This is a genomic window from Xanthomonas prunicola (assembly GCF_025266575.1).
Lineage (GTDB): Bacteria > Pseudomonadota > Gammaproteobacteria > Xanthomonadales > Xanthomonadaceae > Xanthomonas > Xanthomonas prunicola.
Window position 1 is genome coordinate 3,247,404 of the sequence record NZ_CP096142.1, and the last position, 12,080, is coordinate 3,259,483.

The window sequence follows — 12,080 nt, forward strand, 5'->3', positions numbered from 1 at the left end:
ACAGCGCTGCCGGCAGCCCGTTTCGCAACCAAATTGTCACGGTTTACAGCGGGGCTGGTGGTAATGTAAGGATCGAATTTTGAATGCCGGGCTGTAGAACACCAATGTCTTCAAAAGCTCTAACGTTCTATAAATAGAATTCTGGGAACTCTTTCTATACCCGGCAGTCCAATAGCTCGACTGCTAAGATGGTGCCTATGAACCAGACTACCTCGACTGCCCTTGTGGCAAACAATCTCCCGATTCCCAGTGCGCTCGGTTCGCTGGACGCCTACATCGGTGCCGTGCACCAGATTCCGGTGCTGTCGGTCGATGAGGAACAGGATCTGGCCCGCCGCTTCCGCGACGAGCTGGACCTGGACGCAGCGCGTGAATTGGTCCATTCCCACCTGCGCTTCGTGGTGCATGTGGCCCGCGGCTACAACGGCTACGGCCTGCCGCTGGGCGACCTGATCCAGGAAGGCAATATCGGCCTGATGAAGGCGGTCAAGCGCTTCGACCCTGAGATGGGCGTGCGCCTGGTCAGCTTCGCAGTGCACTGGATCCGTGCCGAAATGCACGAGTTCATTCTGAAGAACTGGCGCATCGTCAAGGTCGCCACGACCAAGGCGCAGCGCAAGCTGTTCTTCAACCTGCGCAAGTCAAAGACCCGCCTGGGCTGGCTCAATGCGTCGGAAGTGACTGCGGTCGCCAAGGACTTGAACGTCTCCGAGCGTGAAGTGATGGAGATGGAATCGCGTCTGTCCGGTCGCGATATCGGTTTCGATGCGTCGTCGGACGAAGACGACGATCACGGCCCGCCGTCGCCGGTCAGCTACCTGGTGGCCAACGAGGAAGATCCGTCGCAGGCCTACGAGCGTCACGACAGCGAAGACAACCAGCTGCAGTTGCTGCGCGAAGGGATGGCCGGTCTGGATACGCGTTCGCGCGACATCGTCAAGCGTCGCTGGCTGGATTCGGATTCGAAGGTAACGCTGCAGGAGCTGGCCGATGAGTACGGTGTGTCGGCCGAGCGTATCCGCCAGATCGAAGCGAACGCGCTGAAGAAGATGAAGGCGCTGTTCGTCGCCTGATCGGTTGCACCAAGCGCGACATGGTGCAAAAAACGGCCCGGTTCTCCGGGCCGTTTGCGTTGCAGGCGTGTAGGATTCAGGTCCTTCTAGACGCTGACGAACTGTCCGAAGCATGCGGCCGGGATCGTCGCTTTGGCCGACGGCGGCTATTCGGGCAGGCGCGCCACCGGCAAATGCCAGCCATAGCGGATGGCCATGAAGCGCAGGCCGAAACACACACCGGCGCCGGTCGCCAGCGACCAGGCTTGCGGCACGCCGAGCACATGGCCGATGGCCACCAGGCCGCCGCCGGCAAGCGCGGCCACCGCATACAGTTCGGCCTGCAACACCACTGGCGTGCGTGCCACCAGCAGGTCGCGCGCGATACCGCCGCCGATACCGCTGAGCATGCCCAGCAGCGTCGCGCTGAGTGGACTGAGGTGATAGTCCAGCGCCTTGCTGGTGCCGTAAACCGCAAACAGCGCCAGCCCGGCCGCGTCGAAGATCTGCACCGGGTTGCGCAGACGCTCCACCGCTGCGTGCCAATAGAACCCGGCAACGCCGGCCAGGCAGGCGACCAGCAGATACTGTGGATGCACCAGCGCGGCCGGTGGGGTGGCGCCGATCAGCACATCGCGCACGATGCCGCCGGACACCGCCGCCGCGCACGACAGCACCAGCACGCCGAACAGATCCAGGCGGTTGCGCACTGCCACAGTCGCGCCGCTCAGGGCAAACACGAAGGTGCCGAGCAGATCCAGCAGGAACAGGACAGTTGCCACGATCAGGTCGTCGAATCAGGCCGCACAGCATCGCGCACGGCCTGCGCCGCTGTCACCCGTCCTTGCTGCTGGGCGGCGGGTCGTCGGTGGCGCCACCGAAGATGATGCGGGCGGCGCGCTGATAGCTCCAGTACGCCATCGCCCAGTTCACCAGCACTACGAAACGGTTGCGGAAGCCGATCAGGAAGTAGACGTGTGCGGCCAGCCAGAACCACCAGGCGACGATGCCGGAGAGCTTGAGTTTGCCGACATGCACGATGGCGGCCATGCGGCCGATGGTCGCCAGGTTGCCGAAGTCCTGATAGCGGAACGCGGCCGCAGTCTGGCCGCGTTGACGTGCGCGGATCGCCTTGGCGATGTGCTTGCCCATTTGCTTGGCCGCCGGCGCCACGCCCGGCACCGGGCGACCGTCCTGCAGCACCGACGCCAGATCGCCGCCGACGAAGATCTCCGGGTGGCCGGGCACGCTCAGGTCCGGCTCCACCAGCACGCGGCCGGCGCGATCCAGCGGCACGCCCAGCGTGCGCGCCAGCGGTGAGGCCGCCACGCCGGCGGCCCATACCACGGTGCGCGCCGGCACGAACGTGTCGCCAAGCTGGTAGCCCAGTGCATCGATATGCGTCACCGGCGTGCCGGTGTGCACTTCCACGCCCAGTCGCTCCAGCTGCTTGCGCGCCTTGTCGGTGAGATCGTGCGGGAACGACGGCAGTACGCGCGGGCCGGCTTCGACCAGGCGCACGCGCGCCTGGCGCGGGTCGATATGACGGAATTCGTTCTTGAGCGTGTGGCGGGCGATCTCGGCCAGGGTGCCGGCGAGCTCGACCCCGGTGGGGCCGCCGCCGACCACTGCAAAGCTCAGCCAGGCCGCGCGGGCGGCGGGGTCGGATTCGGCCTCGGCGCGCTCGAAGGCCAGCAGCAGCTTGCGGCGCAGGACCAGCGCGTCGTAGAGGGTTTTCAGGCCGGGCGCATGCTCGGCCCACTGGTCGTTGCCGAAGTAGGCATGGGTGGCGCCGGTGGCCAGCAGCAGCATGTCGTAGCCGAGCGTCTTGCCATCGGCGAGCAGCACTTGACGACGGGTTGGAACGATTTCGGCCACATCGCCCAGCAGCACTTCGACGTTACGTTGCTCGCGCAGGATGTGCCGCAGCGGTGCGGCAATGTCCGGCGCTGACAGGCCGGCGGTGGCGACCTGATACAGCAGCGGCTGGAACAGATGATGATTCTGACGGTCGATCAGGGTGATGCGGATGTTGGGGTCATCGAGCGCACGGGTCGCCCATAAGCCGGCGAAACCGCCACCAACCACAACAAGATGCAGCGGAGCTTGGGAGGGGGGAGAGGTCATCGTAAGGTCCGATGGATTGCCACGCGGGCTCGACAGCATGCCGCATCGGCAATGAACACGCCGCGTCAGCGCGGCCCTGCTGCGGCATCATGTCGCATCTCCCGCTTCCGGTTACCGCATGTCGTCGCTACCGCCCCCGTTGCTGCCACTGTCGTCTGTGCCGCCCGCTGCGCCGCCGCTGGCTTCATCAGCGCCTGCCGCCAAAAAGTCACTCAGTGGCGTTGCGATCGGGCTGATCGGCGTGGTGACCTGTGTGGTGCTGTTCGGGATGCTGGTGCTCGGCGCACTCATCTGGCTGATGGCGATCGGCTGGTCGTTGTTTGCCGATCAGGCACGTAGCGCGCTGCAGGCCGATGCCGTGGTGCAGGAACATATCGGGCAGATCCGCGACATGCGGGTGGATCTCTATCGCACCAGTCTGACACCGGGTAGTGACGAGTTTGTATTCGATGTGGAAGGCGATCGCGGCACCGGGCGCGTGCATGCCACTTGGATCAGTGACGGCGCAGAACGCGAGATCCTGAGCACGGGTGTGCTCACGCTGCGCGATGGCACCGAGTACACCTTGCCGGCAGAGGCGGACGTCGACGCCGACGAAAGCGACATGGAGACAGACGCCGACGGCCAGACCGATATCAAGACCGAATCTGCTGAATCACTGGAGCAATGAGCATGATCGACAATCCCGACAAACGCATCGCGCTGCTGATCGACGCCGACAACGCGCCTGCCGGCAAGATCGACGTGGTGCTGGCCGAAGTGGCGCGCTACGGCGCGGCCAACGTGCGCCGTGCTTACGGCAACTGGAAGAGCCCGCACCTGAAAGGCTGGGAAGCAGCGTTGCACGATTACGCGATCCGGCCAATCCAGCAATTTGCCTACAGTTCCGGCAAAAATGCCTCGGACATGGCAATGGTGATCGATGCGATGGACCTGTTGTACGCGCGCAATCTGGATGGATTCGCAATCGTCTCCAGCGATGCCGATTTCACGCCGTTGGTCATGCGGCTGCTGACCGACGGCATGAAGGTGTATGGCTTCGGTGAGAAGAAAACACCGGCGCCGTTCGTCAATGCGTGCTCCAAGTTCACCTACGTCGAAGCGCTCGGCGAACAGGATGCTGCTGCCAGCGAGACCGCCGCTGGCCGCAAGGACGCCACCGCATTACGCAGCGATACGCGCCTGGTGCAGATGCTGCGCAACGCGATCGTCAGTGCCTGCGAAGACGATGGCTGGGCACTGCTGAGTGCAGTCGGGAAACAGGTCGCCAACCAGGCCTCGTTCGATCCACGCAACTACGGCTATCGCAAGCTCAGCGATCTGGTGCGCGCGATCGGCTTGTTCGAAATCAAGCAAGACGAACAGGCATTGTGGGTGCGCGACACGCCCAAGGGTGGGCGCGCCACGCCAGTGCAGCCCGCCGCTGCGAAGGCGCAACCGGCAACGGCTGCCAAGCGTCCGGCGCGCGTGCCAGCCAAACCTGCAGCAGAGAGCTGAGCATGACGCAGAACGCACATGTGCCCACCGCAGCGATGCCTGCCATCACGATCTGGGGTCGGCGGAATTCCAGCAATGTGCGCAAGGTGGTGTGGTGCGCCGAAGAAGCCGAGGTGGCCCATACCTCGATCGAAGTGGGTGGCGCGTTCGGTGGCAACGACACGCCTGCGTATCGCGCATTGAATCCGAATGGCGTGGTGCCGACGTTGCAGGATGGCGCGCTGGTGCTGTGGGAATCCAATGCGATCGTGCGCTATCTGGCCGCGCAGTACGCGCCGGCGCTGTATGCGCACTCGCCGGCCGAGCGTGCGCTGGGTGATCGCTGGATGGACTGGACCACCTCCACCTTCGCAGGCGTGTTTCGCGATCTGTTTTGGGGCGTGCTGCGCACCCCGAAGGCCGAGCGCGATCACGCACGCATCGCTGCGGCGCTGACCCGGTCGGGCGAGTTGCTCGCACGCGCGGATGCGGCACTGGCGCAGCAGCCGTATTTATCCGGCGAGCAGTTCGCGATGGGCGATATTCCACTGGGGAGCTTTATCTACGCGTGGTTCGAAATGCCGATCGAGCGTCCCCAATTGCCGCATCTGCACGCATGGTACGAACGCTTGCGCGCGCGGCCGGCGTACCAGCGCGCAGTGATGACGGCATTGACCTGAACCGGCAAACAAAACGTGCTGAGCAGTCGCCGGTAGGAGCGCATTCGTGCGCGAAGGCATTGCAGCTAACGCGGTAACGCTGCATCGCAGGCAAGCGTGCGCCTACAACACGTGAGCACACCGCACACGTGCGCGTGGCGACAGCGCACGGTAGTCAATACGCCGTGCGCTAATACAAATCGATCGGGTCCACGTCCAGCGACCAGCGCACGCGGCGGGCTTGCGGTAGCGCATAGATCGCCGGCAGTTGCGTATCGAGCAGGCGATGCAATGCCGAGCGTTGTTGTGCCGACAACAATAGCTGGGTGCGCTGGAAACCGGCGCGGCGCGGCATCGGTGCCGGCATCGGGCCGTAGCATTCCACTGCGGCCAATGCCGGCGATTGCGGACTGGCGTCGGCGCTGGTCAAACCACGCACCGCCAGCAGGAACTGATTGGCCGCCGCCACATCCTTGGCTTCGGCACGGAACAAGGCCAGGTGCGCGAACGGCGGAAATCCGGCCGCTTCGCGCTGCTGCAGTTCGGCATCGGCAAAGGCGTGGTAGCCGCCGTTGACCAGGGTCTGCAGCAAGGGGTGTTCGGGGTGATGGGTCTGCAGCCAGACCTCGCCCAGGCGATCGGCACGCCCGGCGCGTCCTGCCACCTGGATCAACTGCTGGGAGAGCTTTTCTGCGGCGCGGAAGTCGGCCGAGAACAGCCCTTCGTCGATACCGACCACCACCACCATGGTCAGCCGTGGCAGATCGTGGCCTTTGGCCAGAATCTGCGTGCCGACCAGGATGCCGGCTTCGGTGCCGAGCCGGGCGAGCTGGGTTTCCAATGCGTCTCGGCGCTGGGTGGTGCTGCGGTCGATGCGCACGACCGGGACGTCGGGAAACGCCTCGGTCAGGCGTTCTTCCAGCCGCTCGGTGCCGATGCCCTGCGGCTGCAAGGCCAGGCTGGCGCAGGCCGGGCAGGCCAGCGGGGCCTGCTGGCGCGCACCGCAGTGATGGCACTGCAGGCGCCGGCCGCCGGCATGCACGGTCATCGGGGTCTGGTGCAGCGGCGTGCTGCAGCGCTGGCAGGCCGCAGTCCATCCGCAGTCGTGGCAGAGCAGCACGGGCGCATAGCCGCGGCGGTTCTTGAACACCAGGACCTGTTCGCCGCGCTCCAGGGTCGCGCCGATACCTGCCAGCACCTCCGGCGACAGGCCGTCCTTGAGCGGCCGCTTGCGCACATCGAGCACGCGCACACGCGGCGGGCGCGCCTCGCCGGCGCGCTGCGACAGGCGCAGATGCTGATAGCGGCCGGAGTAGGCATTGTGCAGGCTTTCCAGCGACGGCGTGGCGCTGCCCAGGATCACCGGCACATCCAGCGCCTTGCCGCGTACCAGGGCAAAGTCGCGGGCGTGATAGCGGATGCCGTCCTGCTGCTTGTAACTGCCGTCGTGTTCCTCGTCGATCACGATCAGGCCGGCGTTGGGCAGCGGGGTGAACACGGCCGAACGCGTGCCGACGATCAGCTTGGCTTCGCCACGCCAGGCCGCCGCCCACACCCGCGCCCGTTCGCCGTCGGACAGCCCCGAATGCAGCGCGTGCACCGGCACGCCCAGGCGCGCGCGGAAGCGGCCTAATGTCTGCGGGGTCAGGCCGATCTCCGGTACTAGCACCAGCGCCTGCTTGCCGGCGGCCAGGCAATCGGCGATCGCCTGCAGATAGACCTCAGTTTTGCCGCTGCCGGTGACGCCATCGAGCAGATAGGTGGCAAAACCGCTCTGCGCGCGGATCGCGGCGGCGGCGGCCTGTTGTTCGTCGTTGAGCTGCGGGCCGCTGCCGGGGCGGGGCGGGATGCTGTGGGCCGGCACCGCTACGCGCTCGGCATGGCCGCGCTTGGCCAGACTGCGTGCGGCCTCGCGCCACTGCGGCAGCAGCGGGTCCAGTTGCTCTTCGCCCACGGCACCGGTGAGTAGAAGAGCGGCCAGCAGGGCAGGGCGGCTGCCAGCGCGCAGGCTGGCGGCACCGCTGCGGCCGGCTTCGGTCAGCTGCCAGGCCCAGGCGTGGGTGTCGGCCAGCGGCTCGCCGCGACGCAGGGGGCCGGGCAGGGCGCTGGCCTGGGCCTCGCCGAGCGGGGCGTGGGTGTAGCGCGCCAGCCACTGCAGCGAGCGCGCCATTTCATCGACCAGCAGCGGCGTCTGGTCGCACCAGGCCAGTGCCGGGCGCAGGCCGTCGGCCGCGGACGGCTGGCCGATCTCCACCACCACCCCGACCAACTCGCGCGGCCCAAACGGCACCCGCACCCGGCAGCCAACCCGCCCCGGGTCGGTCAGCGGCGCATCGGCCGGGGGCAGATAGTCGAATAACTGGGGCAGCGGCACCGGCAAGGCGACGCGCAAGATGGCGACGGTCGAAGACATCCGACCAGTCTACCGACCCTGTCCAGAGGCGGGCAGCCGACCCAAACCTGGTCAAATCGGCGCCGGCCCGGCGGACACGTTTCTGTGACGGAAGTGATAAATCCGACGTAAACCTATGTGAGGGTTAAGGAAACAGGTTTATCCACACCGCCTGTGGATAAGGCTGTGAATTAGTCTTGTGCTCCACGCTGTGACGATGGATTCACTAGCCTCTGCAACCTCTTGGACATTTTTTAGCCAACATCCATAAGTTCATAATTTTCAATTACTTAGGCGTGAAACACGATTGCAATAAAGAAAAAACAACAGTTGACAGACGCCTGCGTATCGGCATATCTGCCGCTGTGCACAACCCACGGCAGCGACCGGCTCGGGTTGTGTGAAGGCGAAGCGCGGCCGGGCCGATCTGTCAAGCCATCGGCGGGGGCCAATCGCGTCGGTATCATGCCGGCCGATGCTGGAGTTCTCATGACCGTAGTCCCCGACGCCCCCGTGACCCCTGCCGCGCTATCTGCCTTCTTGCGCGGTGTTGAACGCCGGGGTCTGGTGCTCGCACAGTTGCAATGCGGCGACGTGGCCGCCGCCGAGCGCGCCCTTGCAGCGGCCCTGCGCGCCTTTAGCAGCCAGGCGGCAGGCCGGCCGATGGCTGGCTGGCCAATGCGCTTCTGGAGCTTGCTGGCCACCGCGCCACCGCTGCGACGCGAACCGATGCCGGGCACCTGGCTGCCCCCATTCACCGCGTTGGGCCGAATGCAGACCGCTGATCGCCTGGCCCTGCTGCTGCGGATCGTGGCCGGGCTGGAAGAGGACGCCGCCAGCGAAGTGCAGGGTGTCGAGGCGGCGGACTACCGGCAGTCGCTGGCCCGTGCCTGCCCGCGCGATGCTGCCGGCAACCCGGATGCACAGGCATGGCGGGCCCTGGCCGAGGCAGCGCAAGTGGAACTGCGCGACCTGACCCCGGCCCAGTTGACCCGGCTCAGCCGGCTACGCGATTCGGCCCTGGCCGGGATGTCGCTGCAGACGGCCGTGCCTGCCGCCTCAGCACCGGCGCCGCAGCGTCCGGCCGCTGCACGCACGCGCCCCAGGCGGCAATGGCAGTGGCCGCAGCTCGAGCGTCGCCACGCAGGCATGGCGTTGGGCGTGCTGGCCTTGGCCCTGTTGCTGGCCGTGCTGGGCTGGTGGTGGACCCACCGCCGGCCGGCGCTACCGCCCGAACCCGTCTCGCAGGCACCTGCCGGCGTGCTGCATGTGACCGACGCGGCGCCGGTCCTGGTGGAAGAACTACCCGCGGCCGACCTGCCGGATGCAGTGGCCAAGCCGAGCCTGGACCCGCGCGACCAGACGATGCTGGCCGACCCAGATCTGGAGCTGGCCCGCTCTGCGGACTTCTATGCCTGGTATGCCGCCGGCCACCCGGTGCCGGTCGATGAATCCAGCGCGCATGCCACCGCGGCCGAGCAGTCTTCCGCCCCTCTGGAGACGGTCGATGATGAAACCAACTAACTGGTGCAGCCTGTTGCTCTGCGCGATTGCCGGCGTTGCCGGCGCCCAAACCTTGCCGACACCGCTGGAAGAATCCGCCGCTGCGCCGTCCGCATCCACGGCGGTTGCCGCAGCGCCGAGTACACCCCCGAGCGCTGCGCAGCAACGCGCGCGCTGGGAGGCGATGACGCCCGCGCATCAGGCCGAGTTGCGTGCCCGCTACGCAGCCTGGAAGGGACTGACTGCCACCGATCGCGTGGTGCTGCGTCAGGCGCGCGAGCGCCTGCAGGCTTTGCCTGAGGATCAGCAACGTGCGTTGCGCACGCAGTTCGGCGCGATGGATCGCCTGCATCGCGACGGCTGGCGCCTGGGCTCGCAGGTGGGTGCGTTCTATGCGCAATTGCAGCCGCTGATCGGCTACGTGCCGCCCGCGCAGCGCGACGCCATGCTGGCCGCGCTGCGCAGCCTGGATGCCGGTCAGTTGGAGCAACTGGCGGTGCTGGCACAGCGCACCCCGCCCCAAGAGCGCGACGGTTTACGCGATGCCTTCCTGGCCGAAGCGCCTGCCACGCGCAGCGCGTGGTTGAAGCGGCAACTGGCGCGTTGATCGGCAGCGGCACGATGTCGGCGCTGTCGGCGTACGCGCAATGTTTCCAATTGCGCGCGGTATTGGTTCAAACGGCTGTTGGTGTCAGATAGCGCAGCCACATACTGCGCACCATGTGCACGCCCCCAGCATCCATGCGTCGCGCTGCAACGTGGGTGTTGGCGCCCAGACGCATCCGAATTTGCCCGCATCAAAGACGCGCCAGGCGCGCCACCATCAACAGCGCGGCGGCAACCGTCGCGAACGCGAGATACACCGCGCCCAGGCCGATGTGCTTGGGCACGGTAATGGGCATTGGTGCGTGCAATCCCGGCGTCCACGCTGTCGCGTGCGATGCCGGTCGGCACCACCGTGCGCGTCTGCATCAGCGGGTCGACCAATTGCCTGCGTAGCGCTTCGACCTGCGTCGGCGCGCCTGCATGTACGACATCCTTGGGCACTGCGGTCTGGCGGGTAGCGGGCGCCGCGGCGATATCGCTGTCTGCATCGGAGGTATCACGGCGATGCGCGCGATGAAAAACCTCAATCGGCTCAGCACCAGGAATCGCCGCACCGGCGCGACGTAACGCACGCGTTGGGCGCTCAGAAAACGCAGCGCCAGGCCTCCGGGCACCAGCAACTCGCGCACGGTGCGGAAGATGCGCCCCTCCAGATGCCAGAACGATGGCGCACGCGTGCAACCGTATCCCGCGCTGGCCCGGTGGCCGCCGCCTTCGCGTTTTCTGCCCGCACGCGCTCGGGCGCGCGTCAGGCTCTGCCCGCGTGCACGACAAGGCCGCAGTCGGAAAGTAGGCGTAAGATAGCCAGCCCACGCGACCCGGTGCCAGCGCCTCCCGGCACGGCCGTAGTCCGCGCAGCGATTGGTTTTCATGTCTGCTTCTTCTGCACCCCCGTCCGCGACGCCAGGCTTCGCCTCGGAAGTGCGCACCACCGGCCTGCTTGCGTTGCCGCTGGTGCTCGGCCACGTCTCCACCGGCCTGATCGGTTTTGTCGACAACGTCATCGCTGGCCACCACGGCACCGCCACGCTGGCAGCGGTGACCATCGGCACCTCGTTGTTGTGGTTGCCGATGCTGGTGCCGATCGGCACATTGATCTCATTGACCGCCTCGGTTTCCCAGCTGATGGGCGCCGGCCGCGAGCGCGAGATCGGGCCGCTGTTCCGGCAGGCGCTATGGCTGTCGCTAGGACTGAGTGCATTGATGTTCACGTTTCTGAGCGTGGTGCCGCCGCTACTGCCCACGTTCGGGATTGCGCCGGACATCGTGCCCGGCGCTACCGATTTTCTGCATGCGGTGCGCTGGGGAGTGCCGGCGCTGACGTTTTACTTCTGCATGCGCTACCTCAGCGAGGGCATGCACTGGACGTTGCCGACCATGCTGCTGGGCTTTGGCGGTTTGCTGGTACTGGCACCGCTTGGCTATGCGCTGACCTATGGCAAGTTCGGCTTTGCCGAGCACGGTGCCGAAGGGCTGGGCATGGCCTCGGCCATCACCTTGTGGGTGCAGGCGAGCGTCTTTGCGCTGTACCTGTGGCGCGCGCAGCGCTTTGCGCATCTGCAATTGTTCACCCACCTGGAGGGCCCGCGCTGGCGCGCCATTGGCGAGTTGCTGCGCACCGGCTTGCCGATCGGCATCACCGTGTTGATGGAAGGTGGGTTGTTCATCGTCACCGCGTTGTTGATCGGCCGGCTGGGCTCCACCGAAGCGGCCGCGCACCAGATTGCCATCAATGTCGCGCAACTGTGCTTCATGATCCCGATGGGCGTGGCCGAGGCCACCACCGTGCGCGTTGGCCATGCGGTGGGACGCGGCGACCCGCTGGGTATGCGGCGTGCAGCATGGGCCGGCTATGCCATCGTGCTGGGCACCCAGGCGCTATCGGCCAGCGCATTGCTGGTGGGCCACGATGCCATTGTCGGCGTCTATACCGACGACGTGGCCGTGGCCGCGCTGGCTTCGGTATTGCTGCTGTTTGCCGCCACGTTCCAGTTTCCCGATGGCATCCAGGTGCTCTCTGCCGGCGCGCTGCGCGGGCTCAAGGACACCCGCGTGCCGATGTTCCTGGCGATGTTTTCGTACTGGGGCGTGGGCATGCCGATCGGCGCCGGGCTCGGCCTGGGGCTGGGCTGGGGACCGAAGGGCATGTGGGTCGGCCTGATCCTGGGCCTGACGGTGGCATCGATCCTGATGGGGCTGCGCTTCCGCCAGACCAGCCGCCGGCTGACCGCCACCGCGATACCCTGACTTTCAGCGCATGCCGCG

Annotated in this window: 10 protein-coding genes and 1 pseudogene; 7 read left to right on the forward strand and 4 right to left on the reverse strand. The window is 66.4% G+C overall.

Annotation, left to right across the window (positions count from 1 at the left end; genetic code table 11):
* Nucleotides 1-197 precede the first annotated feature (197 nt).
* The gene (rpoH, locus tag M0D43_RS13815) at nucleotides 198-1,073 is read left to right on the forward strand and encodes an RNA polymerase sigma factor RpoH (RefSeq protein ID WP_252161852.1); all 876 of its coding nucleotides are present in this window, start codon (nucleotides 198-200) and stop codon (nucleotides 1,071-1,073) included.
* A 146-nt stretch (nucleotides 1,074-1,219) separates the two neighbouring features.
* Here rpoH and M0D43_RS13820 read toward each other — a convergent pair whose 3' ends face one another.
* Together M0D43_RS13820 and M0D43_RS13825 are read right to left on the reverse strand one after the other, a co-directional pair.
* Nucleotides 1,220-1,834, reverse strand: coding sequence for a trimeric intracellular cation channel family protein (locus M0D43_RS13820; protein WP_101362348.1), 615 nt, complete (start codon nucleotides 1,832-1,834; stop codon nucleotides 1,220-1,222).
* Between the two features lie 52 nt (nucleotides 1,835-1,886).
* Nucleotides 1,887-3,179, reverse strand: coding sequence for an NAD(P)/FAD-dependent oxidoreductase (locus tag M0D43_RS13825; protein WP_260807259.1), 1,293 nt, complete (start codon nucleotides 3,177-3,179; stop codon nucleotides 1,887-1,889).
* 118 nt (nucleotides 3,180-3,297) lie between these two features.
* Between M0D43_RS13825 and M0D43_RS13830 the strand changes: the two genes are divergently transcribed.
* The 3 genes from M0D43_RS13830 to M0D43_RS13840 are packed head-to-tail and all read left to right on the forward strand — an operon-like array spanning nucleotide 3,298 to nucleotide 5,335.
* The gene (locus M0D43_RS13830; RefSeq protein WP_252161853.1) at nucleotides 3,298-3,849 is read left to right on the forward strand and encodes a hypothetical protein; all 552 of its coding nucleotides are present in this window, start codon (nucleotides 3,298-3,300) and stop codon (nucleotides 3,847-3,849) included.
* Nucleotides 3,846-4,676: an NYN domain-containing protein gene (locus M0D43_RS13835; protein ID WP_252161854.1), complete on the forward strand. Its 831-nt coding sequence runs from the start codon at nucleotides 3,846-3,848 to the stop codon at nucleotides 4,674-4,676. The genes M0D43_RS13830 and M0D43_RS13835 overlap by 4 nt, the downstream gene beginning before the upstream one ends.
* 35 nt (nucleotides 4,677-4,711) lie before the next feature.
* A complete protein-coding gene (locus tag M0D43_RS13840) occupies nucleotides 4,712-5,335 on the forward strand; it encodes a glutathione S-transferase family protein (RefSeq protein WP_286365608.1) in 624 nt (207 codons plus the stop codon).
* 169 nt (nucleotides 5,336-5,504) lie between these two features.
* Here the strand turns inward: M0D43_RS13840 and M0D43_RS13845 are convergent, their stop codons facing one another.
* Nucleotides 5,505-7,727, reverse strand: a complete 2,223-nt coding sequence (locus M0D43_RS13845; protein ID WP_252161856.1) for a primosomal protein N' — start codon at nucleotides 7,725-7,727, stop codon at nucleotides 5,505-5,507.
* Nucleotides 7,728-8,195: 468 nt separating this feature from the next.
* Here M0D43_RS13845 and M0D43_RS13850 point away from each other — a divergent pair, with 468 nt between their 5' ends.
* Nucleotides 8,196-9,230, forward strand: coding sequence for a hypothetical protein (locus M0D43_RS13850; protein WP_252161857.1), 1,035 nt, complete (start codon nucleotides 8,196-8,198; stop codon nucleotides 9,228-9,230).
* Nucleotides 9,214-9,816: a DUF3106 domain-containing protein gene (locus M0D43_RS13855; RefSeq protein WP_252161858.1), complete on the forward strand. Its 603-nt coding sequence runs from the start codon at nucleotides 9,214-9,216 to the stop codon at nucleotides 9,814-9,816. Before M0D43_RS13850 ends, M0D43_RS13855 begins: the two co-directional genes overlap by 17 nt.
* A gap of 290 nt (nucleotides 9,817-10,106) precedes the next feature.
* Here the strand turns inward: M0D43_RS13855 and M0D43_RS22190 are convergent.
* Nucleotides 10,107-10,673 (reverse strand): annotated as a pseudogene (locus tag M0D43_RS22190) (DUF3667 domain-containing protein); the annotation flags it as partial.
* 12 nt (nucleotides 10,674-10,685) lie between these two features.
* Here M0D43_RS22190 and M0D43_RS13865 point away from each other — a divergent pair.
* Entirely contained in the window at nucleotides 10,686-12,062 is a 1,377-nt protein-coding gene (locus tag M0D43_RS13865) for an MATE family efflux transporter (RefSeq protein WP_252161859.1), read from the forward strand.
* Nucleotides 12,063-12,080: the final 18 nt, after the last annotated feature.

Coding starts and splice junctions, on each gene's coding strand:
- rpoH (WP_252161852.1), top strand. CDS start 198: ATGAACCAGACTACCTCGACTGCCCTTGTGGCAAACAATCTCCCGATT.
- M0D43_RS13825 (WP_260807259.1), bottom strand. CDS start 3,179: ATGACCTCTCCCCCCTCCCAAGCTCCGCTGCATCTTGTTGTGGTTGGT.
- M0D43_RS13830 (WP_252161853.1), top strand. CDS start 3,298: ATGTCGTCGCTACCGCCCCCGTTGCTGCCACTGTCGTCTGTGCCGCCC.
- M0D43_RS13835 (WP_252161854.1), top strand. CDS start 3,846: ATGAGCATGATCGACAATCCCGACAAACGCATCGCGCTGCTGATCGAC.
- M0D43_RS13840 (WP_286365608.1), top strand. CDS start 4,712: ATGCCTGCCATCACGATCTGGGGTCGGCGGAATTCCAGCAATGTGCGC.
- M0D43_RS13845 (WP_252161856.1), bottom strand. CDS start 7,727: ATGTCTTCGACCGTCGCCATCTTGCGCGTCGCCTTGCCGGTGCCGCTG.
- M0D43_RS13850 (WP_252161857.1), top strand. CDS start 8,196: ATGACCGTAGTCCCCGACGCCCCCGTGACCCCTGCCGCGCTATCTGCC.
- M0D43_RS13855 (WP_252161858.1), top strand. CDS start 9,214: ATGATGAAACCAACTAACTGGTGCAGCCTGTTGCTCTGCGCGATTGCC.
- M0D43_RS13865 (WP_252161859.1), top strand. CDS start 10,686: ATGTCTGCTTCTTCTGCACCCCCGTCCGCGACGCCAGGCTTCGCCTCG.